24 protein-coding genes are annotated in these 22023 nt (G+C 44.5%); 8 read left to right on the top strand and 16 right to left on the bottom strand.

Annotation, left to right across the window (positions count from 1 at the left end):
- Positions 1-55 precede the first annotated feature (55 nt).
- Together OH456_RS14700 and OH456_RS14695 are read left to right on the top strand one after the other, a co-directional pair.
- A complete protein-coding gene (locus tag OH456_RS14700) occupies positions 56-1249 on the top strand; it encodes a DEAD/DEAH box helicase (RefSeq protein ID WP_252038772.1) in 1194 nt (397 codons plus the stop codon).
- 88 nt (positions 1250-1337) lie between these two features.
- Positions 1338-1661 (top strand): hypothetical protein, encoded by a 324-nt coding sequence (locus tag OH456_RS14695; protein WP_270033739.1) that lies wholly within the window; start codon positions 1338-1340, stop codon positions 1659-1661.
- 27 nt (positions 1662-1688) lie between these two features.
- Here the strand turns inward: OH456_RS14695 and OH456_RS14690 are convergent, their stop codons facing one another.
- From OH456_RS14690 to OH456_RS14670, 5 genes are all read right to left on the bottom strand, one after another.
- On the bottom strand, positions 1689-2141 hold the full coding sequence (locus tag OH456_RS14690) for an NfeD family protein (protein ID WP_198557427.1): 453 nt from the start codon (positions 2139-2141) through the stop codon (positions 1689-1691).
- Complete coding sequence (locus tag OH456_RS14685; RefSeq protein WP_270033738.1) at positions 2138-3073, bottom strand: SPFH domain-containing protein; 936 nt, start codon at positions 3071-3073, stop codon at positions 2138-2140. The genes OH456_RS14690 and OH456_RS14685 overlap by 4 nt, the downstream gene beginning before the upstream one ends.
- A gap of 221 nt (positions 3074-3294) precedes the next feature.
- Positions 3295-4149 (bottom strand): co-chaperone YbbN, encoded by an 855-nt coding sequence (locus OH456_RS14680; RefSeq protein WP_270033737.1) that lies wholly within the window; start codon positions 4147-4149, stop codon positions 3295-3297.
- 376 nt (positions 4150-4525) lie between these two features.
- Complete coding sequence (locus OH456_RS14675) at positions 4526-5353, bottom strand: SDR family oxidoreductase (protein WP_006075622.1); 828 nt, start codon at positions 5351-5353, stop codon at positions 4526-4528.
- Between the two features lie 63 nt (positions 5354-5416).
- On the bottom strand, positions 5417-6331 hold the full coding sequence (locus OH456_RS14670; protein WP_270033736.1) for a TIGR01777 family oxidoreductase: 915 nt from the start codon (positions 6329-6331) through the stop codon (positions 5417-5419).
- Positions 6332-6565: 234 nt separating this feature from the next.
- Between OH456_RS14670 and OH456_RS14665 the strand changes: the two genes are divergently transcribed.
- The 5 genes from OH456_RS14665 (at position 6566) to yfcE (ending at position 9463) form a co-directional block, all read left to right on the top strand.
- The gene (locus tag OH456_RS14665; protein ID WP_124940727.1) at positions 6566-7300 is read left to right on the top strand and encodes a DUF1538 domain-containing protein; all 735 of its coding nucleotides are present in this window, start codon (positions 6566-6568) and stop codon (positions 7298-7300) included.
- Complete coding sequence (locus OH456_RS14660) at positions 7297-8106, top strand: DUF1538 domain-containing protein (protein ID WP_270033735.1); 810 nt, start codon at positions 7297-7299, stop codon at positions 8104-8106. The genes OH456_RS14665 and OH456_RS14660 overlap by 4 nt, the downstream gene beginning before the upstream one ends.
- On the top strand, positions 8096-8446 hold the full coding sequence (locus OH456_RS14655; RefSeq protein WP_006075626.1) for a P-II family nitrogen regulator: 351 nt from the start codon (positions 8096-8098) through the stop codon (positions 8444-8446). Before OH456_RS14660 ends, OH456_RS14655 begins: the two co-directional genes overlap by 11 nt.
- On the top strand, positions 8443-8847 hold the full coding sequence (locus OH456_RS14650) for a CBS domain-containing protein (protein ID WP_006075627.1): 405 nt from the start codon (positions 8443-8445) through the stop codon (positions 8845-8847). The genes OH456_RS14655 and OH456_RS14650 overlap by 4 nt, the downstream gene beginning before the upstream one ends.
- A 64-nt stretch (positions 8848-8911) precedes the next feature.
- Entirely contained in the window at positions 8912-9463 is a 552-nt protein-coding gene (gene yfcE, locus OH456_RS14645; protein WP_006075628.1) for a phosphodiesterase, read from the top strand.
- Between the two features lie 92 nt (positions 9464-9555).
- Here yfcE and crr read toward each other — a convergent pair whose 3' ends face one another.
- The 9 genes from crr to miaB all read right to left on the bottom strand — a co-directional run bounded on the left by crr (position 9556) and on the right by miaB (position 19328).
- Entirely contained in the window at positions 9556-10065 is a 510-nt protein-coding gene (gene crr / locus OH456_RS14640; RefSeq protein ID WP_031494205.1) for a PTS glucose transporter subunit IIA, read from the bottom strand.
- A 41-nt stretch (positions 10066-10106) separates the two neighbouring features.
- Positions 10107-11834 carry a phosphoenolpyruvate-protein phosphotransferase PtsI gene (gene ptsI, locus OH456_RS14635; protein ID WP_038225348.1) on the bottom strand — a complete coding sequence of 576 codons (1728 nt, stop codon included), beginning with the start codon at positions 11832-11834 and terminating at the stop codon, positions 10107-10109.
- A 136-nt stretch (positions 11835-11970) separates the two neighbouring features.
- Positions 11971-12228, bottom strand: coding sequence for an HPr family phosphocarrier protein (locus OH456_RS14630; protein WP_006075478.1), 258 nt, complete (start codon positions 12226-12228; stop codon positions 11971-11973).
- Positions 12229-12526: 298 nt separating this feature from the next.
- Entirely contained in the window at positions 12527-13495 is a 969-nt protein-coding gene (cysK, locus tag OH456_RS14625; RefSeq protein ID WP_006075477.1) for a cysteine synthase A, read from the bottom strand.
- A 202-nt stretch (positions 13496-13697) separates the two neighbouring features.
- Positions 13698-15203 carry an apolipoprotein N-acyltransferase gene (lnt, locus tag OH456_RS14620; RefSeq protein WP_124940730.1) on the bottom strand — a complete coding sequence of 502 codons (1506 nt, stop codon included), beginning with the start codon at positions 15201-15203 and terminating at the stop codon, positions 13698-13700.
- A 43-nt stretch (positions 15204-15246) separates the two neighbouring features.
- The gene (corC, locus tag OH456_RS14615) at positions 15247-16143 is read right to left on the bottom strand and encodes a CNNM family magnesium/cobalt transport protein CorC (RefSeq protein ID WP_006075474.1); all 897 of its coding nucleotides are present in this window, start codon (positions 16141-16143) and stop codon (positions 15247-15249) included.
- 87 nt (positions 16144-16230) lie between these two features.
- Entirely contained in the window at positions 16231-16695 is a 465-nt protein-coding gene (ybeY, locus tag OH456_RS14610; protein WP_006075473.1) for an rRNA maturation RNase YbeY, read from the bottom strand.
- A complete protein-coding gene (locus tag OH456_RS14605) occupies positions 16695-17786 on the bottom strand; it encodes a PhoH family protein (protein WP_006075472.1) in 1092 nt (363 codons plus the stop codon). The genes ybeY and OH456_RS14605 overlap by 1 nt, the downstream gene beginning before the upstream one ends.
- 117 nt (positions 17787-17903) lie before the next feature.
- On the bottom strand, positions 17904-19328 hold the full coding sequence (gene miaB, locus OH456_RS14600; RefSeq protein WP_006075471.1) for a tRNA (N6-isopentenyl adenosine(37)-C2)-methylthiotransferase MiaB: 1425 nt from the start codon (positions 19326-19328) through the stop codon (positions 17904-17906).
- Between the two features lie 294 nt (positions 19329-19622).
- Between miaB and OH456_RS14595 the strand changes: the two genes are divergently transcribed.
- Positions 19623-20777 (top strand): 2-octaprenyl-3-methyl-6-methoxy-1,4-benzoquinol hydroxylase, encoded by a 1155-nt coding sequence (locus OH456_RS14595; RefSeq protein WP_270033733.1) that lies wholly within the window; start codon positions 19623-19625, stop codon positions 20775-20777.
- Between the two features lies 1 nt (position 20778).
- On the opposite strand, the gene OH456_RS14590 is transcribed toward OH456_RS14595, so the two are convergent.
- Positions 20779-21801 (bottom strand): lactonase family protein, encoded by a 1023-nt coding sequence (locus OH456_RS14590; RefSeq protein WP_270033732.1) that lies wholly within the window; start codon positions 21799-21801, stop codon positions 20779-20781.
- A 42-nt stretch (positions 21802-21843) separates the two neighbouring features.
- Positions 21844-22023 (bottom strand): hypothetical protein (locus OH456_RS14585; RefSeq protein WP_270033731.1); only part of this gene is annotated, 180 nt, incomplete at its 5' end.

Here is a 22023-nt window from a genome sequence, read left to right as displayed (position 1 = left end):
TTATGGACGTATGTCTGCTACACTATCTGCAATTTCACCTTCAAGAGAGTTCACCATGTCCTTTTCTAAACTAGGGTTAAGCCAACCATTACTAGATGCTATCAAAGAGGTTGGTTATCAAAAACCAACAACTATCCAGACTAAGGCGATTCCTATTGTTTTGAAAGGCAGCAATCTTATCGCTGCGGCGCAAACTGGAACGGGTAAAACAGCGAGTTTTGTTTTGCCTATTTTAGAGAGACTTAGTGCAGGTCAAACTGAACGTAAAAAGCGTGCACGAGCGATCATCTTAACGCCAACTCGTGAACTGGCTCTTCAGGTGAACCAGAGCATTGAAGCTTATGCACAGTTTACGTCAATAAAATCTATGGCGATGTTTGGTGGCGTTGATTACGCACCGCAGAAGCAAGCTTTAATTGATGGTGTGGATATTGTTGTAGCAACTCCAGGTCGTTTGATAGACCTATACGGTCAGCGTGCAATTCACTTTGATGAAGTCGAGACTTTGGTGTTGGATGAAGCTGACAAAATGCTGGATATGGGCTTTATCGAAGCGATCAACAAGATTATTGCTCGTGTACCAGAAGATGCTCAAAGTTTGTTGTTTTCAGCGACATTGTCTAATCCTGTCCGCGACCTTGCTAAATCTGCGATAGACAACCCAGAAGAAATTGCTATCACTAAGCACAGTGCTTCTAAGAGCAATATTAAGCAGTGGATAGTCACTGTCGATAAAGACATGAAGTCTTCACTTTTAAGTCATCTATTGCAGCAGAATCAATGGAAGCAAGCGCTTATTTTTATTGAAACCAAGCATGGTGCAGCTAAGCTTGTCAGCCAATTAGAAAAACGTGGCATTGCTGCTGAAGCGTTCCATAGTGGTCGTAACCAAAAAGTTCGTCAGCAACTTATCGAGTCATTCAAAGTCGGTGAGATTCAATACTTGGTGGCAACTGGTGTAGCTGCACGCGGTATTGATATTGAAAACTTGCCAGTGGTGATTAACTACGACTTACCTTATCCAGCAGATGAATATGTTCACCGAATTGGACGTACTGGTCGTGCCGATGCTGCGGGTGAGGCGTTATCGTTGGTATCAAAAGATAACTTCAAAAACCTGTGTATGATAGAAAGCCGATTAGGCCATTTGCTTGAGCGAGTTGAAATTGAAGGCTTTGTACCAAGAAAACCGGTGCCGATTTCTATCCTCAATTATGTACCTAAGCATAAACGTGACGAACAGCGATAATCTCATTTAGAAATACCAATGAAATTAAAAGGACTCTTGCTCGCTATTTACTAGTTTACTTTTAACAAAACGTAGAGTGAGCTGAACCGTGAAAAGGATTTTATTGGTAATTTTGCTAACATTCTCTGCACCTTCGCTGTCGGAGGTGTTCGATGGTTTTCCAGATGCGTTAGTGTGTGAGGTCGGTAAGCCTTACCGTGCGGGTGCTATCGTTCTACTGGTGGATTATCAAGACGAGCGCAAAACTGTTTTTTATCGAAGTTTAGACGGTACACACGTGGTGAAGCTTGACAAGAAAGGACTGGTTTCTGCAGTGGGTCGCTCAAGTCGAAATAGTTGTGTAGGTAAAACATTAAGTGCGCTAATAAATAAAGGAATGGTCTACTCCTTTACGCCTTTTGAAACAAAATAGACACCTACTTGAGGTGTCTATTTTGCTTTATTCTGCTTTCTCAATCAGAAGGGTTATTCCATCGACATCTATCACTCTGACCAAGGTACCACTAGGTAAGTCAGAGTCAGAGTATGCGGACCAGGAAGTATCGCCAAGTTTGATTCGACATTTTCCCCTGGTAATATCTTGCTCCAACACCGACGTTTGACCTATGAGCTGTTTGTCTTTCTGATTTAGGCTTCGCTGCTTATCTGATTGCTTATCAACTCGATGTTGTTTACGCCACCATAGCCAAGTCAATGCCAACGCAAACACCCCAAAGCTAATCCATTGCAGTTGCCAACTGATAGGAATAAAGGCGAGCACAATACCCACCAACATTGCTGCGATGCCAATCCACAACATGTAGCCAGCGGTACCGAGTAACTCGCCACATAGCAGTAATAATCCTAGAGCCAACCAGTGCCAGTAATTGACTTGGCTAAGCAGTTCTATCACGCGTTATCCTTCTTTTGTTGAGGCTTTGACTGATTAAACATTTCTGCAACACCAGCTACAGATCCCATGAGTCCAGTTGCTTCTATCGGCAACATGATAATTTTACCATTCTCCGCCTGACCAATCGATTTCAAAGCCTCAGTATAGCCTTGAGCAATAAAGTAATTCACTGCTTGCATATCGCCCTGTGCAATGGCAGTTGAAACCATCTCAGTTGCTTTAGCTTCCGCTTCTGCGGCACGTTCACGTGCTTCTGCTTGAAGTATAGCAGCCTGTTTCTCACCTTCGGCTTTGAGGATTTCAGATTGCTTATGACCCTCGGCTTTAAGGATCTCTGCTTGTCGCACACCTTCTGCTTCTAGAATGTCGGCACGTTTATTACGTTCTGCTTTCATCTGAGCATTCATCGCTGCGGTTAGGTCTGCTGGTGGTTGTACGTCGCGGATCTCAATACGAGTCACTTTAACGCCCCATGCGTTAGTTGCTTCATCGACAATCGCAAGCAGTTTGGTATTGATAGAGTCACGTTGGCTTAACATTTCATCCAGTTCCATTGAGCCAAGCACGGTACGCATGTTGGTCAATGTCAGGTTACGAATAGCATGCTCAAGATCGTTCACTTCATACGCAGCTTTTGCCGCATCGATGACTTGAACGAAACATACTGCATCAATGACCACGTTAGCGTTATCTTTGGAGATGACCTCTTGTGGCGGAATATCTAGAACTCTTTCCATCATATTGATTTTACTGCCAATAGAATCAATGAAAGGGATAATCAAGTTCAGCCCAGGTCTAAGCGTATGGGTATAGCGACCGAATCTTTCTACGGTCCAGTTGTTGGCTTGTGGTACGGTTTTGACCCCGGCCACAATAAAAACAATTGCGACCAGAATGAAACCACCTATGGTGACCATTGCATCAATATCCATGAGTCTATCCTTGTATTAAAAATGTACAATCCTAAACAGTATACAGCGTTGTTAAGACAATACTGTGTAAAGGTATGTATTTTTTCGACGAGTAATCATTAAATTTATCATGGAGTTAAACTGATTACTGATAGGTAGGATGAGCGGTTCGACGAAATAAATTGGCGTAATAAGAAAAAGGGAAGCCTGCGCTTCCCTTAGAATAGAGTGTGACTAAGTTATTAGTAGAGCAGAGAATACAACTGACGGCGATACTTAGCGGCGATAGGGTTACCTTGACCTAGCGCAGACAAGATATCCATAAAGGCTTTTTTCAGGTCTCCATCAAGCGCATTCAAATTACGGCTCAGAGGCGTCCATATCAGAGCAAGTGCTTCTTCATCACGATTCACTTGGTGGTACTGAAGACCAAGTTCTGCGACCAGTTTAAGATCCTCAGGGTTTGCTAGTAATGCCGCTTCTAAAGATTGAATCTCAGGGCTATCAGCTGCCTGTTTGTGCAGTTCTAATTTCGCCACTAAGCTCTTATAGTGGTTGTCTTTGTATTCCATTGGAATAGTGTTGAGTACTTGTTCTGCACGTTCAAATTGATTGGTTTCAAGCAAGCAATTGGCAACTGCCAATTTGATTTCACCTTTATTTTGATACTCTTCGGAAAGAGTCCCAAATGCAGAAATAGCAGCTTCAAACTCACCTTGTTGTGATAACTCTAGCGCTTTGCGAGCGTTAAGTTCATCTTCACTTGGAAGATGTTTGGTCAGCATAGCTTTGACCGCTTCAATTGGTTGTGGACCACCTAGTCCGTCTACAGGTTGGCCATTCACGAATAACGCAATCGTAGGAAGTGCTTGAACACCGAATTGTCCAGCAATCGCTTGTTGCTCTTCACAGTTCAGCAATGCCAGTGTATAGGCGCCGGCGTATTGTTCTGTTAATGCCTTTAAAGCAGGAATTAACTGAGCGCTTTCTTCACTCATAGGTGCCCAAAAGTGGATCAGCACGGGAGCTGTCATTGAGCCTTCGAGGACTTCGCGGAAATTTTGCTCATTTAAATCAACAATGTACGCTGGTTGCATTGAATTATCCTTATTAAGTGATTCGCATTGTTCTATTTTCAAGATTGGTATTGGTGAACCAAAAATCAAGGTTTGTCGAAGAGATTACAGAATTTAGATGCCAAAACGCCGCACTATGAAGCGCGGCGTTTATGGATTTCAGAAATGCAGCAAGCGAAGGTGTTTAAAACATTACAAAGTATGCAAGTGTTACACCCACAGCCAGCCAGTTTAGCTGATTTAGCGTCATTTTTAGAATTCCAAATTGATATCGCTGTGAGCAAGGTGTTAGAGAGATGATTCCAACTTGTGTAGGGTATGGTTTCGTCTCTTGTATTTAACTACGTTGAGCAATATATCCTTCATATGTGACACTAAAATTACAAATGATCATTTTTTATGCGGCTTTTCGCAGAATCGGATCTAACCATTTGCTTGGAAGTAGACGTTTTAGTACCGCAAATATCTTCGTTGGTGTGGTGACTCGATAGCGTAACTTGGGTTTGTCTGACTCGAGAGCATGTAAAAGTGGCACAACGCAAGATTCCGGCGGCAGCACGAATTGATTATTTGAGCCTTCCGCTGATAATCGGCTTAGTTGTTGCTGGTAATGCGTTTTATGTACGCTTGCATCAATATCAATCCATTTTAAAAACGCGGCCTTGGCATTGGCTCTAAATTGTGTCTCAATAGGCCCTGGTTCTATGAGTGATACTTTGATGTTTGTTTGGTATAACTCAAGTCTGAGAGTGTCGGTCCATCCCTCGAGGGCAAATTTAGAGGCATTATACGCTCCACGGTATTTCATCGCAGCAAACCCGAGGACAGAGCTGTTTTGAATAATACGACCGTCGCCTTGTTTTCGCATTACCGGTAGTACTTGTTTCGTCAGTTCATGCCAACCAAAGAAGTTTGCCTCAAATTGTTCTCTTAGTGCATCGGTTGGCAGGTCTTCTAGGGCTCCGGGTTGGCCGTAGGCACCATTGTTAAACAAGGCATAAAGGCTCCCCTCACATAAAGCGAGTGCTTTTTGGACTCCCAATTTAATGCTCTTGCTATCGGTCAGGTCGAGTTGAATACAAGTCAGTCCTTCTTGGTTGAGCCTATCCACATCTTTTGGGTCGCGGCACGACGCAATGACCTTGTAGCCTTTATTCTGCAACTCATGTGCTGCAACGTAACCGATTCCCGTAGAACAACCTGTGATAAGAATGGCCTTTCCCATTTTTGCGCTAACCCTATGATTTATTCCCTTTCAGTAAAGGTTAACGCTAATGGTAGACGAGGTCTAGCGCGAGTTTGCGATGATGTTTTTCAGCGCTGAGTCGATATGAGGGAAGGAGAAGTTAAAGCCGATCTCTGTGAGCTTTTTAGGTTTTGCTCTCGTGCTATCAAGCAGTAAGCATGAAGATTCTCCCATAGCGAGTTTAATCGCCCACTTAGGAGTAAATAAAAAATGAGGGCGGCCCAATGAATTTGCCAGTGTTTTACTGAAAACTGCGTTAGTGACGGCATGAGGTGCACAGAAATTATATGGCCCGCTAGCGTGTTCAGTTTCCAGTAAACAAACAATCGCTCGCACCATATCTAGTATATGTATCCAAGGAATATATTGTTTTCCGTTACCAATCGGTCCACCGAGCCCCAGTTTATAGGGCAGCAGCATCTTAGCTAATGCTCCGCCACCTTCGCCAAGCACAACACCAGTGCGCAATAGACACACTCTTGTTTGATCGGACTGTGCTCGCAAGGCGATGTGTTCCCAACGTTCACAGACGTTGTGAGCAAAGGTATCCTGACTGACATGCAGACTCTCGTCGAAAGGATGATCTTGTTGATCTCCGTAATAACCGACAGCTGAGCCACTAATAAAAATTGCAGGAGGTTTCGTGCTGGCGTGAATCAGCTCCACAAGAGTTTCGGTGATCTTCCAGCGGCTATCACAAATACGTTTTTTTTGAGCCTCGCTCCAACGTTTATCTGCAATCGGTTCTCCAGCGAGATTTATGATGGCATCAAATTCATTGAGGTCGTTAAAGCTATCTAATGAATCGACATAGTGAATATTGCCACAGTCAGTGTGATGTAGCGTTTGTCTTGCTGTTTGTTCATCACGGGTCAGCAGAGTGATGGAGTAGGTGGTTAGGTGTTTCAGTAACTCTCGACCAATAAACCCTGTGCCACCTGTTACAAGCAAATTCATCTCTGTCCTTCTCCTCAGTAATTGACAACTTACCGATATGACTCAGTTGCTGAATAAGTAAATATAGCAATGAATCAGAGGATTAACTAACGTTGTTGTGGCTGTAGCGCATGTTGTACTAGTCACACTCTTGGGGATTGACGCGAGCATTGCGCAATATTGCCATTATTGTCACATCTTCTTACATTTAATGTGTGCCATCATGAAACTATCGTATGGAAGCGGGGGAAAGCGATGCAGGGATTGAAAGCGCTTCTTCATTCAATGGCCAGTAGTTTCAAAGATCTACTACCCATCGTTTTGGTCGTGCTGTTTTTCCAATTGGTCGTACTGCAAGAGCCGCTTCCTAATGTTCTCTCTATCTTATTTGGCCTATTGCTTGTAGTCCTAGGGCTGACCTTTTTTGTATTTGGGTTAGAAATGGGGTTATTTCCCATCGGTGAGTCCATGGCTCAGTCGTTTGCACGAAAGGGCAGCGTCTTCTGGCTGATGGTGTTTTCGTTCTGTCTAGGCTTTGGGACTACCATTGCCGAGCCTGCGCTAACAGCGGTATCTGCTGAAGCAGCTGAAGTGGCGGCGGAAGGGGGGAAAATTCCGATGACGGAAGAGGCCATGCAAGACTATGCGGATGGCTTGCGCTTGGCCGTTGCCATTTCAGTTGGGCTTGCCATTGTATTAGGTGTGCTGCGCATACTTAAAGGTTGGCCTATCCAGTGGATGATTATTGGCGGTTATGTCGGTGTAGTGATACTGACAGGGTTCGCACCGGAGTACATTATCGGTGTGGCTTACGATTCAGGTGGCGTAACTACATCAACAATAACAGTACCATTAGTCACCGCTCTGGGGGTAGGGCTAGCCAGTACCATTAGGGGGCGTAACCCTATGCTAGATGGTTTTGGTCTCATCGCCTTTGCGTCGCTGTTACCAATGATGTTCGTTATGGTTTACGGGATGATTGCAGTATGACTATCATCTTGGATTTTCTCACCACACTGTTGCTCACGGTTCGTGACGTTACACCGATCATGGTGATCATTTTCGGATTTCAGTTTGCGATCTTGAAGAAGCCAATTACTAACCCGTTAAAAGTTCTACTTGGCTTTGGCTATGTGATTCTCGGGCTTAGTTTGTTTTTAGTGGGATTAGAACTTGCTCTGTTCCCGTTAGGTGAAACCATGGCGATGCAGTTAACGGCACCTGAATTCTTGCAAGAATTTAAGGTGACGGTAGGCCTGTCATTGGAGTGGATCGACTATTATTGGGTTTACCTGTTTGCTTTCTGTATAGGGTTTAGTACCACGATTGCTGAACCATCGTTATTGGCGGTTGCTATCAAAGCGAATCAAGTTTCTGCAGGTTCGATTTCAGTAAATGGGTTAAGAATCGCAGTGGCGCTGGGGGTGGCTGTTGGTATCTCCCTTGGCAGCTATCGTATTGTTGTCGGAGACCCCATTCACTACTACATCATCGCAGGCTACATCTTGGTGGTGATTCAAACCTATTTTGCTCCCAAATTTATTATTCCGTTAGCGTATGACTCTGGCGGGGTGACGACCTCAACGGTCACGGTCCCTTTGGTGACGGCGTTGGGGTTGGGGCTAGCTTCCACCGTACCGGGACGAAACCCTATGATTGATGGGTTTGGTTTGATCGCGTTTGCTAGCTTATTTCCTATTATTTCCGTGATGGCGTATGCACAGTTGATTCAATTTTTGAGTCAACGTTCAAAGCATCGCGATCTAGCTTCAAAGGAGAAGAACAATGCGCTTTAAGCTCATTCTGGCATTTGTTGAAGACAGTAAAACAGACTCCGTTCTTGATGCGGCTCGTACAGCGGGAGCCACAGGAGCAACGGTAATTAATAACGCGAGAGGGGAAGGGCTTAACAAAAAGCAAACCTTCTTTGGACTTACCTTAGAGGTTCAAAAAGATGTGCTGTTGTTTGTAGTAGAAGAGCACTTATCGCGGCAGATATTAGAGACCATTAATAAGGTCGGAGAGTTTGACCAAACTTCGGGACAGGGGATTGCGGTGCAGATCGATATAGAGGATGCGGTAGGTGTCGCTCACCAAGTTGAGACATTAACTAAAGTAGTAGAGGATGAGCTATGAGCCGACATGAGAAAGTCTGTGTGCGTGATGTCATGGCAAACAGTTATGTGATGGTGGATGGGTTAAAGACAGTGCATGAGGGTATCGTTTTAGCTCGTGAGCATCGGGTAAAAGCACTGGTTGTCGAAAAGCGTCATGATGATGATGAATACGGGATCGTTTTGATGAATGACATTGCCAAAAAGGTGCTGGCGAAAAACCGCTCAGCCGAGCGAACAAACATCTATGAGATTATGACTAAGCCTGCACTGTCTGTTGACCCTAATATGAATGTGAAATATTGCGCTCGCTTATTCGAGCGGTTTGGGATTAGTCGTGCGCCTGTCATTGAACACGGTAAGGTGATTGGCATGGTTAGTTACAATAACATTGTTGTGAATGGTATGGCTAAAGAGGAATGAGACAGGCGAACTGGGTTTAGCTGAGTTACAATACTCCCCCATTAGTAATGGTGGAGATAAACCAGTGAAACTATTTTTCGCTTCTGATTTGCATGGCAGTCTTGATGCCACTGAACAGGTTCTAGCAGAGTATCATCGCTCAGGTGCGGAGCATTTAGTGATTTTAGGTGATGTGCTTAACCATGGGCCGAGAAATCCAGTACCAGAGAGCTATAACCCACCTAAAGTAGCTGAACGGCTTAATGAGCTCAGCACCAGTATTATTGCGGTACGAGGCAATTGCGATAGTGAAGTCGACCAGATGCTCTTAGACTTTCCTATGATGAGTGACTATGCATGGGTAATGTTGGCAAATGGACAGCGATTGTTCTTAACTCATGGGCATCTTTACAACACAGATAAACGACCTGCGTTAAAGCAAGGAGACGTGATTGCTCATGGACATACACATATACCAGTAGCCGAGTGGCAAGGAGAGCAAATTATCTTCAACCCAGGCTCTATCACATTCCCACGAGATGGCTATGCTGCGAGCTATGGATTGTTTGAAGATAATACTCTCAGTGTAAAAACATTTGCTGGAGACGTTTTAGCATCAATCTCGCTATCAAGGTGAGTAGATAACAAGGCAATTAACTTGTTCAGACAAGTCGCAGACATAAAAAAACGCAGCCAAGGCTGCGTTTTTTCTACGTCGAGATTAACTAATTACTTAGTTACGCGTAGTACTGGCGTTTCACCAACAGTTACAGAACCAGCAAGCTTGTTCAGCTCTTTGATTTCGTCCATGTTAGAGATAACAACAGGAGTTAGCGTTGACTTAGCTTTCTCTTCTAGAAGTGCTAGGTCGAATTCGATGATAGTGTCACCTGCTTTTACTGATTGGCCTTCTTCAGCGATACGCTTGAAGCCTTCACCTTTCAGTTCAACAGTGTCGATACCGAAGTGAACAAATAGCTCGATGCCGTCGTCAGACTCGATAGAGAACGCGTGGTTCGTCTCAAAGATCTTACCGATAGTACCGTTAACAGGAGCTACCATCTTGTCACCAGCTGGCTTGATTGCAATACCGTCACCAACGATTTTCTCAGCAAATACGACGTCTGGCACATCTTCGATGTTTACAATTTCACCAGAAAGAGGTGCGATAATTTCGATTGCACCAGTGTCAGCGCTGTCGTCAGATACTAGCTTCTTCAGTTTGTCAAACAGACCCATGTTGTGCTCCTAAAGGTTTGATTTTGTTCTGCTCAATTATATTAGCAGTTTGTCTTTTCTGCGATAAATTTTTCGACGTGTGCCTCAATTTCTGCAGCAGTCGCCATTTCTAGCGCTTCATCAGCCATTGCTTTTACTTCTGCGAAGTTAGCGTTGCGGATTACTTTCTTAACCTTAGGAATTGAAATACCGCTCATACTAAACTCATCTAGGCCCATGCCCAGTAGAAGTAGAGTCGCACGCTCGTCGCCAGCAAGCTCACCACACATACCAGTCCACTTACCTTCTTTATGCGAAGCGTCGATCACTTGCTTAATTACTGTAAGTACAGCAGGTGAAAGTGGGTTGTATAGGTGAGAAATAAGCTCATTACCACGGTCTACTGCTAGAGTATACTGAGTTAAGTCGTTAGTACCAATACTAAAGAACGAAACTTCTTTCGCTAGGTGGTGAGCAATCGCTGCCGCAGCAGGAGTTTCAACCATTACACCGATTTCGATGTTTTCGTCAAATGCTAGACCTTCAGCACGAAGTTCTGCTTTGTACTCTTCGATAGCAGCTTTCAGTTCACGAATCTCTTCTACAGAGATGATCATTGGGAACATGATGCGCAGCTTACCGTGTGCTGATGCACGTAGGATACCACGTAGCTGGTCACGAAGGATTTCACGACGATCCAAGCTGATACGAACTGCACGCCAACCAAGGAATGGGTTCATCTCTTCTGGAAGGTCTAGGTAAGGTAGATCTTTATCACCACCGATATCCATAGTACGGATAATTACCGCGTGACCGTGCATTGCTTCCGCAACTTCTTTGTAAGCTTGATACTGTTCTTCTTCAGTAGGAAGAGCAGTACGGTCCATGAATAGGAATTCTGTACGATACAGACCAACACCTTCACCGCCGTTACGGTTGATGCCATCGCAGTCTTTCACTGTACCGATGTTACCGCAAACTTCTACACGGTGGCCGTCTAGAGTTTCTGCTGGTAGGTCTTTAAGTTTTGCTAGTTCCTCTTTTTCTGCAAGGAACGCTTCACGTACCGCTTTAGCTTCGTCAATCTCAGCTTGAGTTGGGTTTACGATGATCTTGTTGTTCATCGCGTCAAGAACCAACATGTCGCCGTTGTTCACTTTCTTAGTGATGTCGTTAGTACCAACAATCGCAGGAAGTTCTAGTGAACGTGCCATGATAGAAGTGTGCGAAGTACGACCGCCGATGTCACATGCGAAACCTAGTACGTAATCAAGGTTGATTTGCGCAGTTTCAGATGGAGTTAGGTCGTAAGCTACTAGGATAACTTCTTCATCGATATCACCTAGTGAAACGATGTTGATGCCTAGTGCGTTCTTAACGAAACGAGTACCGATATCACGGATATCAGTTGCACGTTCTTTAAGGTATTCGTCATCTAGAGATTCTAGTGCAGTCGCTTGCTCTTCGATTACTGTGTGAATCGCGTTGTCTGCAGATAGTTTGTCTTTCTTGATGAGTGCTAGGATTTCTTCTTCTAGCTCTTCATCTTCAAGAAGCATGATATGGCCTTCGAAGATAGCCTCTTTCTCTTCACCAAAAGTCTCAAGCGCTTTTTGCTTAACGACTTCTAGTTGTTGAGCTGACTTGTTGCGAGCGTCAAAGAAACGCGCAACTTCTGCTTCAACTTGGTCATCTGAAATAGTCGACGTGTTTAGAACAATCTCGTCTTCTTGAAGTAGTAGTGCTTTACCAATAGCAATACCAGGAGATGCTAGGATGCCTGAAATCATAGCTTTACCTTTATTTGGTCTAATGTATTAAAGATTGGATAGTTATTAGCTACTTATTATGTGTAGCTGATAGCTAGAGCTATTTCCAATAAAGCCATTCTGTTTTCACAAAATGGCTTTAAGGAGAACTGGGTTCTTAGTGAAGCTCAGGGATTAGAGCTACTAGGTGGTCAACTGCTTGTTGAGCTTGTGGGCCTTCAGCAGAGATTGTGATAGTAGTGCCTTTAACTAGACCTAGAGTTTGTAGTTTGAATAGGCTTTTTGCGCTAGCGCTTTTGCCGTTAGTAGCCACAGTGATGTCAGCGTCAAATGCTTTTGCTTCTTTAACGAACTGAGCAGCCGGACGAGTGTGAAGGCCGTTTTCTGCTGTGATTTCTACTTGCTTCTCGTACATTTTTTATACCCCAATTGATTTATTTTATGTTTAGTTTCTAAACCAAACAAAGCTTATCGTTAAATGTTACGCCTCGCTATAGTACGAAAGTCATAACTGTTAAGAATTGTGTCGGTCTAGAATTGTAGGACATGATTGCAGTCTTCGCTGTATACCTGTCTTACGAAATTCTGTAATTAGCCTATTTATTTTTTGGCTTAAAATAAAACTGACCTGATATTACCAAAGGCTGACAGAGTTTCAACAAAAAAGCCCCTTAAAGGGGCTTTTTTCGTGCAAAAATTGATTTGGCAACATATTACTGCTGAATCTCTTTGTCAGTAAATATACCGGCAAACAATGCAGAGCTTAGGTAGCGTTCACCTGAACTTGGGAGTACGGTGACAATGGTTTTACCTTTGAATTCAGGGAGTTCAGCAAGCTTGTTAGCCGCTACAACAGCTGCGCCTGATGAGATACCAGCTAGGATACCTTCTTCTTCCATTAGGCGACGCGCCATTTCGATGGCTTCTTCAGAAGTAACCAGTTCGACACGGTCAACAAGCTCAAGATCCAAGTTCTCTGGGATGAATCCTGCACCGATGCCTTGGATTTTGTGAGGAGCTGGTTGGATCTCTTGACCTGCTAGCACTTGAGAAATGACAGGTGATTCTGCTGGCTCAACGGCAACTGAAACAATTGCTTTACCTTTTTCGCCCTTAATATAGCGGCTAGTACCTGTGATAGTACCACCTGTACCTACACCAGCGACAAATACATCGATCTCACCATCCGTTGCTTCCCAGATCTCTGGACCCGTTGTCTTTTCATGAATGGCTGGGTTTGCTGGGTTGTTGAACTGTTGAAGTAGCAGATATTTTTCTGGATTTGAAGCGACAATCTCTTCTGCTTTAGCGATAGCCCCTTTCATGCCTTTCGCTGCTTCTGTGAGTTCAAGGTTAGCACCTAGTGCCTTGAGAAGCTTACGACGCTCGAGACTCATAGATTCAGGCATAGTAAGTGTGAGTTTGTAGCCACGTGCAGCTGCAACGAAAGCAAGAGCAATACCTGTGTTACCACTGGTTGGCTCAACTAGCTCTACGCCTGCTTTTAGACGACCGTCTTTTTCCGCTTCCCAGATCATGTTTGCACCGATACGGCACTTAACGCTGAAGCTTGGGTTGCGTGCTTCAACTTTAGCAAGCACGTTACCATTACTTACTTTGTTTAGGCGAACTAGAGGGGTGTTACCAATTGTCAGTGAATTATCTTCGTAAATCTTGCTCATTATAATGTTCCTTCATTCAACCGTGGTGGTTATTGATTACCAGATAAGAATATGATTTTGTTTGGCAAGGGAAAAGAACCAAATAGTTATATATTATGGAAGAAAGTTTATGAAGCGCGCTTTTCGATGGGATTTTCTCGGTAAGAAGACCAGCTCGGCCATTGATACTAAAGGAGTTCAATGGCCGGTGTATAAGAGGTGATTACTTGTTGCGTCTAATGATACCAAAGCCTAGGCAAAGTAATACCCACGCATATAAAGGCCAAGTTCCTACTTCACGATACCAAGTTGTTCCGTCGGTTGGAGTGACATCAGTTCTAAGCACAGCGGTTTCAAACTGAGGGATTTGAGCAGTAATCTTACCTTTGTGATCGGTAACGGCAGTCACACCATTATTGGTCGAACGAATAAGTGGTAAGCCAAGCTCTAATGCGCGCATTCGTGCTATTTCCATATGCTGCAATGGCCCAATAGAGCGCCCAAACCAAGCATCATTGGACAGCGTTAACAGGTAATCGGTGTCGTCAGTAACGTTCTGCCTAACTTGTTCCCCAAAAATAATCTCATAACATAATGCTGGCGCTAGATGCATACCGTTAGCCACAATATTAGGCTGTACGTAGGCACCACGGCTGAATGAAGACATAGGCAAGTTAAAAAACGGGGCAATAGGTCTTAATAGATCTCCAAATGGCACGAATTCACCGAATGGTAGCAAATGGTGCTTGTGATAACGTTCATCGAGATCCATTTCGTAATCACCGTAAGGTGTCTGCCCTACAACCAATATGCTGTTGTAATACTCACCGGACTCGGTTTTGTTGATGACTCCAGTGATGATCGCAGAATCATTCATTTTAGCCGCAGAGTCCAAGTTACGCAGAAATGAAGGTAATTCGAATTCCATTGCGGGAATTGCAGCTTCTGGCCAAATGATAATGTCCGCATCCCAGTTTTCACGACTTAGATCGGTATATTTCATTATTGTTGGCCATCGGTGATTGGGCATCCACTTCATGGCTTGATCGATATTACCTTGAATCAATGCGACCGATTTGGTGCGACTTGGAGCGGGCGTGACCCAGTCGTAGTTACGTAGGCCGAATCCAGTGGCGAATATGACTAGAGGGATGATAGCGAGTTGCCACTGCTTAGTTACGGTTAAGTAAGTTAGGCTGGCAGCCATTACGATCAGTAGCAAGGTAATGAGTTCAACGCCACCAATAGGTGCAAAGCTCGCTAACGGTGAATCAATTTGACTGTACCCTAACCACAGCCAAGGGAAACCCGTCATCACCCAACCGCGAGCCCAATCAAAGATCAACCAGAGTGCCGGCGCTGCGACAAAATAACGAGTTTTATTGTCTGACGGGAAGAATCGGTTTAGAGACCAAGCAAACAGAGCTGAGTAAATGGATAGGTAGCCGACTAAGAGTGCCATTAAGAACACGCTGGCTATCTTCGGCATACCACCAAAGGTATCGATACTGACGTGAACCCAACTGATGCCAGTGGCAAATTGACCTATTCCCCATGCATAACCTGTCCAAAGTGCACTTTTTGTGCTGCGACCTCTGATAAGGAGGAGAAGGAGAAATGGGCTCAGAATAGCCAAGGGCCATAGCTGATAGGGAGCAAATGCGAGAGTGGTGCTAGCACCAACAAAAGCGGCCCCGATGGGCCGCAATATGCGAAGATTTTTCTTCATTTAAATATCATCTCACTTTTTTGGTGAGCAGCAAGTGGTGAGGTTACTCCTCTACACTTGAAGCCGTTTCTTGGTCAGGTATTGTGACTTGGACCTGAACCACACGACGATTATCCGCCGCTGTCACCTTAAAGTTGTAATTTTCTATTTCAACCACTTCACCACGTGAAGGTAAGTGACCGAATGCAGTCATGACTAGGCCACCTACAGTGTCGACTTCCTCATCACTAAAGTTAGAGCCGAATGTTTCATTGAACTCTTCAATAGTAGTGAGCGCTTTCACCGCAAATGTGTGCTTACTCAGTTTTCTGATATCAAGCTCATCATCGTCATCGAATTCATCTTCGATTTCGCCAACGATTTCTTCGAGAATATCTTCGATGGTCACTAGACCTGATACTCCACCAAATTCATCGACGACAATGGCCATGTGATAACGCTCTTCACGAAACTCCTTCAGTAGGCGATCAACGCGCTTACTTTCAGGAACTACAACCGCTGGGCGAATCACTTCTTCAATATCAAACGGGGCGCTTTCTGAGCCCAAATAACGGAGGAGGTCCTTAGCTAAGAGGATGCCTTCTACATGGTCTTTATCTTCACTGATAACAGGGTAGCGAGAATGCTGTGCATCTGTCATCAGTTCGATTAGCTTATCGAGGTTATCGGAACGCTCGATAGTAACCATTTGCGAGCGTGGCAGCATAATGTCGCGCACTCGCATTTCAGAAATTTCCATGACACCTTCGAGCATATCGCGGGTATCGTGGTCAATTAGGTCGTTTTCTTCAGAGTCGCGGATAACATCTACAAGCTCTTGGCGGTCTTTTGGTTCGCCTTGAAAAATTTGACCTAGGCGCTCAAAGAAGGACTTTCTACTCGGACCTTCCGACTTTTTACTGTTTCCCTCTGGTTGAGAGGGAGAAGACTCTTCGTTCATGACTTCTCAATTCAGAATGCTATCAGATGTGTGATAGCGCACATGCGTAAACAGATTCTTTTTAGCGCAAACGCCAGCGAAATGTGCTTACTCCTTTTCTACTAAATATGGGTCATCAAAGCCCATATCAAGCATGATTTCGGTTTCCAAAGCTTCCATTTCTTCTGCTTCGTCATCCTCAATATGATCATAACCTAGCAGATGAAGACTCCCATGTACAACCATATGTGCCCAGTGTGCAATCAAAGGCTTGGATTGCTCAATGGCCTCTTTTTCGACAACTTGACGACAAATGATCATGTCACCAAGCAGATCCATTTCTACACCTGGAGGAGCTTCAAAAGGAAAGGAGAGCACATTGGTTGGTTTATCTTTACCACGGTAGTCGCGGTTAAGCTGTTGGCTCTCTTCTTCATCGACTATACGAATCGTCAACTCAGCATCTTGTTGAAACGGAGTAATGGTTTTGTCCAACCAGCCTTGAAATTCGTCAGCACTTGGTAACCCTTGTTCTGATTCGACTGCAATTTGAAGATCGAGTTCAATCGCCATTACTTTCCATCCACCGTTGCGCTAGCAGATGCTGCATCAAGCAGCTTTTGCGCCGCTTCACGTTCTTCACGTCGCTTACGCTCAATTTCTTTACGTTCTTTGGCATCTTTCGCTTCCCATTTCTCGTAAGCATTTACGATGCGCGCAACGACAGGGTGACGAACGACATCATCTGACTGGAAGAAGTTAAAGCTGATTTCGTCAACTTCACTCAGCACTTCAATCGCATGACGAAGGCCAGATTTTGCGCCACGCGGCAAGTCGATTTGTGTGACGTCACCAGTGATAACTGCGCGCGAGTTAAAGCCGATACGCGTCAGGAACATCTTCATTTGTTCAACGGTGGTGTTCTGGCTCTCATCGAGAATAATGAAGGCATCGTTAAGTGTGCGGCCGCGCATGTAGGCGAGGGGGGCAACCTCAATAACATTGCGTTCAATGAGTTTCTCTACGCGCTCAAAACCAAGCATTTCAAATAACGCATCGTATAGAGGTCGAAGGTACGGATCGACCTTCTGACTTAAATCACCTGGCAGGAAGCCTAGTTTTTCACCCGCTTCTACTGCTGGACGAGTCAGTAGGATACGGCGAATCTCTTGGCGCTCCAGTGCGTCTACTGCAGCAGCTACTGCTAGGTAAGTTTTACCTGTACCAGCTGGCCCAATACCGAAGCTAATATCATGAGTGACCATATTCACTAGGTACTGAGCTTGATTAGGTGTACGCGGTTTGATGATGCCTTTCTTGGTCTTTACGAAGACTTCTTTTCCGTGAGCGATTTCTGATTCGGTATTTTGCTCAAGTACACCAGATTCTTTAACGGCTAAGTGAATTTGCTCTGGCTCAATATCAGGGATCTGGCCACGCACAGGTGCTGTGTCGACATAAAGCGTTTTGATGATATCTAGAGCTGCGGCGCTAGTGTGCGGCTTGCCCACGATCGTAAAGAAGTTGCTTCTGTGGTTGATCTCGACACCTAAGCGGCGTTCTAAATGTTTGATATTGTCATCGAAAGGACCGCACAAGCTTGACAGACGGCGGTTGTCTGAAGGTTCTAGATGAATTTCTAGAGTTACGATTTGATTACTCAATGTTGCCTCACATTTTGCCCTTAAGGGCGATGTATGAAGCCCGACTGTGACCGGGCTTCGCATATTTTTACCCAACTAACTCCAAAATAGCACATTGAAGCTGTTTGGGTATAGGCGCTAAGGCGTAAAGGTCGCTACACCTAGCTCATCTTCGCGTTTGGTTTTTGCCATCATTTGTGTTGGAGAAATAACACTGCGAAGATCCATATCTTTTTCTGTTCTTACTAGCTCACCACGTAGGGAGTTTGCGAACACGTCTGTGATTTTCACGTCAACAAACTGGCCGATTAGCTCTGCACCACCTTCGAAGTTAACCACACGGTTGTTTTCGGTGCGCGCACGAAGCTCCATCAGGTTCTTCTTAGATGGACCTTCAACTAAAACACGTTGCTCAGTGTCTAGCATCTGACGTGAATAACGCATTGCCTGCGAGTTTACAGTTTGTTGTAGCTCGTATAAGCGGTCTTTCTTAGTTTGCTCAGGAAGATCACATGGGTAATCTGCTGCTGGCGTACCTGGACGAGGAGAGAAGATAAAGCTAAAGCTCATATCAAAATCTACGTCCTTGATCAGTTTCATCGTGTCTTGGAAATCTTTGTCAGTTTCACCTGGGAAACCAACAATGAAGTCTGAACTGATTTGAATATCAGGACGCGCTTTGCGAAGTTTACGAATGATAGACTTGTATTCAATCGCTGTGTGTGGACGCTTCATCATAGTCAATACACGGTCTGAACCACTTTGTACTGGTAAGTGCAGGAAGCTAACAAGCTCAGGTGTGTCTTCGTAAACAGCAATGATGTCATCAGTGAACTCTAGCGGGTGACTTGTCGTAAAGCGGATACGATCAATACCATCAATAGAAGCAACCAGGCGTAATAGCTCGGCAAAAGAACAGATATCACCATCGTGCATTGGACCACGATAAGCATTCACGTTTTGGCCAAGTAGGTTTACTTCACGAACGCCTTGATCGGCAAGCTGAGCAATTTCAAACAATACGTCATCCATTGGACGGCTTACTTCTTCACCACGAGTATATGGAACAACACAGTAAGTACAGTACTTACTGCAGCCTTCCATAATTGAAACAAACGCTGTTGCGCCTTCCGCACGTGGTTCCGGCAGACGGTCAAACTTCTCGATCTCTGGGAAAGAGATATCCATTACTGGCGCTTCATCGCTTTGTGACTGCTTGATCATTTCAGGCAAACGGTGAAGAGTTTGTGGGCCAAAGATAACGTCAACAAATGGCGCACGTTCACGAATATGGTCACCTTCTTGAGTCGCTACACAGCCACCCACACCAATAACAACGCCATCTTTTTTGTCTTTTAGGGTTTTCCAACGACCAAGTTGGTGGAACACTTTCTCTTGCGCTTTTTCACGGATAGAGCAAGTGTTCAAAAGTAGTACGTCTGCTTCCTCTGGATCTTCTGTTAGCTCATAGCCATTTGCCGCATTAAGCAGATCGGCCATTTTTGATGAATCGTATTCGTTCATCTGGCAGCCCCAGGTTTTAATTAGCAGTTTCTTACTCATCACTATCGCTCGTCAGTTATTTAAATCTTTTTCTTGCACAGGCGCTGTATTGCGAAAACAACGAAGCGGCTGCTTAAATTATGACCACCATCTTGGCGGTAAGCGGCGTATTGTACTGCTTTAAAAAGCGCCTGACTAGGGGGAGTGTAAAATCTCTTTGAGAGCTTATATTTCAATTGCTGTAAGCGGTTATTAGGCCTCACAAAAGCAGGGTTTTTCGAAGGAATTCGCTCGCGATTTTAGAGCGGGCTACGTACAATGAACACACATTGAATTTAGGGTAGTAAGAAGACGATGGAACAGTTTGAAATTGCAGTTGTTGGTGGTGGCATGGTGGGAGCAGCGATGGCGCTGGGTCTTGCTAAACAAGGGTGCTCAGTCGCTGTTATCGAAAAATTTACCCCTCAAGCTTTCGAAAATTCGCAGCCAATGGACCTGCGTGTTTCTGCTATTTCTCATCGTTCTGTTGATTTACTGACATATCTCGATGCTTGGAACGCCATAGAGGCGATGCGTGTGTGCCCTTATGCACGTCTTGAAACATGGGAAGCGGAAAACTGTCGAATTCGTTTCAATGCCGAATCTCTGCATCTAGAGCAATTGGGCTACATTGTTGAAAACCGAGTGATCCAACTAGGGTTATGGCAGCAGTTTCATCGTTTCGATAACTTGAAAGTGATTGAAGGTGATGGTGTTGAAAGCTTAACGCTTGATGATGAAGGCTCAACCATCATCTTAGAATCCGGGCGTGAAATTGCGGCGACTCTGGTCGTTGGTGCGGATGGTGCGAATTCAAGAGTACGACAAGCCAGTGGCATTGGGGTGACAGCATGGGATTATCGTCAAGAGTGCATGCTGATTAATGTTGAGACGGAACTCCCTCAACAAGACATCACGTGGCAGTGGTTTACCACGTCAGGGCCTCGTTCATTTTTACCACTATGTGGAAACCAAGGCTCATTAGTTTGGTACGACTCCCCTAAACGGATTAAGCAGTTAAAGAATATGAGTCACGCCCAGTTAGAGCAGGAGATTGTTGAGTACTTTCCACCTGAACTGGGTAAGGTTAGCGTATTACAGCACGGTTCATTCCCACTGACACGTCGACATGCACAGCGATATTATAAACACGGTTGTGTATTAGTAGGGGATTCAGCACACACGATAAATCCGTTGGCTGGTCAGGGCGTTAATCTTGGCTTTAAAGATGTAGAAGCCTTGTTGAAAGCGTTTGAAGATAAAGGGGTTTCTATTGAGGCATTGCGTCGTTATGAGCTAGAGCGTCGTCCAGATAACCTGTTAATGCAAACGGGCATGGATGTATTCTATAAAGGGTTTAGTAGTACCTTACCACCGCTGGCATTTGCTCGAAATGCTCTACTGAAAGTGGCAGAGCATTCTGGGCCGATTAAAGAGCAAGTCTTAAAATACGCGATTGGCCTTAAATAACTTAATAAATGACTAGACATACTGGGGCAGTGATAGGATCTGATACTGATTCTAGCGTTGGTGCCCCAGTTGCTTCATCGACGGTAAACAAAGCTAAATTGTCAGAATGCTGGTTTGCTGTCATAAGATACTTTCCATCCGGCGAAAGACACAAATCTCGTGGGAACTGTCCCCCTGAACTGACAAAGCCTTGATAAGCAGGTACTGCAGGGTCACTTAATTCAAACCAAGAGACGATAGACTCTCCGCGACCTGTTAAATAAACAAAGCGATTGTTCGGTGAAAGCTTAACAGCCGCCGCCGCTTCATGACTAATATGTTCAGGAAACGCTGAAGTAGAGTAAATTAGCTGCCAAATCCCATGATCGCTACGCTTGATAACATGCAGTGATTCATCGAGTTCACACAACACATACCCAAATTTACCATCTTGAGAGAAGTCTACATGTCGAGGACCACTTCCCAACGGCATTACCAAAGACTGAGATAGAACCGCATCAGTTTTGTTATATTCGTAAAAGCTCAATGTGTCGATGCCTAAGTCTACCGTGACGAACTGTTGGCTATTGGGGATAAACTGTAACTGGTGCCCATGGGGGGCTTGCTGGCGAGTAGGATGAACGCTAGAGCCTTCATTAGCCAGCTTGGCTATACGTTCTCCAATAATGCCATGTGCCTTTAGGGCAAATATCTCGAAGTTACCTGTTCCATAATGGGCAACGCCTAATAATTCTTTATTCGGAGATATTGCAAGGTGGCATGGGTAATCACCATCAAGCAATCTTACTTGATGATCTTCACTGTTTGTAGGCACGAATATAAGGGCCGATCCTTCCTGTTGAGAACATTCGGAAACGAGATAATGTCCTTGCTCTGTATACAGAAGATAAGAAGGGTTGAAAGCATTTGTTATCGCTGAAGATATTGTAAGGTCATGAGGAGTGTTGAAATGCGCCGTCTTGAAACCTAAATCATCGCCTTTTGAATACTGTCCAATAGCAACGGAGCAATCTTGGAAAGTCATAAATATCCTTGAAGATCAGTGTATTGACCTAAGGTTGCCTGTCTATCCTAGAATGAACAGTAGCAAAATACTTTTCTGTGAGCCAATAGAAGAAATTAACAATATTGAAGAAACTTTCAAAGATTCAACTAACGTAATTGTCAGCGAGGAATAGATAGAAAAAAAGCCCGTCAAATGACGAGCTTTCTTAATAATGGTGCGGAAGGAGAGACTTGAACTCTC

The organism is Vibrio sp. La 4.2.2 (genome assembly GCF_027586995.1).
GTDB classification, from domain to species: Bacteria; Pseudomonadota; Gammaproteobacteria; order Enterobacterales; family Vibrionaceae; genus Vibrio; species Vibrio mediterranei.
Note: the sequence above shows the minus strand (reverse complement) of the source record. Positions and strands in the feature narration are given on the sequence as shown.

Excerpts from the sequence above, each read along its gene's own strand:
- OH456_RS14700 (WP_252038772.1), top strand. The coding sequence starts at position 56 with ATGTCCTTTTCTAAACTAGGGTTAAGCCAACCATTACTAGATGCTATC.
- OH456_RS14685 (WP_270033738.1), bottom strand. The coding sequence starts at position 3,073 with ATGGATATTGATGCAATGGTCACCATAGGTGGTTTCATTCTGGTCGCA.
- OH456_RS14680 (WP_270033737.1), bottom strand. The coding sequence starts at position 4,149 with ATGCAACCAGCGTACATTGTTGATTTAAATGAGCAAAATTTCCGCGAA.
- OH456_RS14675 (WP_006075622.1), bottom strand. The coding sequence starts at position 5,353 with ATGGGAAAGGCCATTCTTATCACAGGTTGTTCTACGGGAATCGGTTAC.
- OH456_RS14670 (WP_270033736.1), bottom strand. The coding sequence starts at position 6,331 with ATGAATTTGCTTGTAACAGGTGGCACAGGGTTTATTGGTCGAGAGTTA.
- OH456_RS14665 (WP_124940727.1), top strand. The coding sequence starts at position 6,566 with ATGCAGGGATTGAAAGCGCTTCTTCATTCAATGGCCAGTAGTTTCAAA.
- OH456_RS14660 (WP_270033735.1), top strand. The coding sequence starts at position 7,297 with ATGACTATCATCTTGGATTTTCTCACCACACTGTTGCTCACGGTTCGT.
- OH456_RS14655 (WP_006075626.1), top strand. The coding sequence starts at position 8,096 with ATGCGCTTTAAGCTCATTCTGGCATTTGTTGAAGACAGTAAAACAGAC.
- OH456_RS14650 (WP_006075627.1), top strand. The coding sequence starts at position 8,443 with ATGAGCCGACATGAGAAAGTCTGTGTGCGTGATGTCATGGCAAACAGT.
- crr (WP_031494205.1), bottom strand. The coding sequence starts at position 10,065 with ATGGGTCTGTTTGACAAACTGAAGAAGCTAGTATCTGACGACAGCGCT.
- ptsI (WP_038225348.1), bottom strand. The coding sequence starts at position 11,834 with ATGATTTCAGGCATCCTAGCATCTCCTGGTATTGCTATTGGTAAAGCA.
- OH456_RS14630 (WP_006075478.1), bottom strand. The coding sequence starts at position 12,228 with ATGTACGAGAAGCAAGTAGAAATCACAGCAGAAAACGGCCTTCACACT.
- cysK (WP_006075477.1), bottom strand. The coding sequence starts at position 13,495 with ATGAGCAAGATTTACGAAGATAATTCACTGACAATTGGTAACACCCCT.
- lnt (WP_124940730.1), bottom strand. The coding sequence starts at position 15,203 with ATGAAGAAAAATCTTCGCATATTGCGGCCCATCGGGGCCGCTTTTGTT.
- corC (WP_006075474.1), bottom strand. The coding sequence starts at position 16,143 with ATGAACGAAGAGTCTTCTCCCTCTCAACCAGAGGGAAACAGTAAAAAG.
- ybeY (WP_006075473.1), bottom strand. The coding sequence starts at position 16,695 with ATGGCGATTGAACTCGATCTTCAAATTGCAGTCGAATCAGAACAAGGG.
- miaB (WP_006075471.1), bottom strand. The coding sequence starts at position 19,328 with ATGAGTAAGAAACTGCTAATTAAAACCTGGGGCTGCCAGATGAACGAA.
- OH456_RS14595 (WP_270033733.1), top strand. The coding sequence starts at position 19,623 with ATGGAACAGTTTGAAATTGCAGTTGTTGGTGGTGGCATGGTGGGAGCA.
- OH456_RS14590 (WP_270033732.1), bottom strand. The coding sequence starts at position 21,801 with ATGACTTTCCAAGATTGCTCCGTTGCTATTGGACAGTATTCAAAAGGC.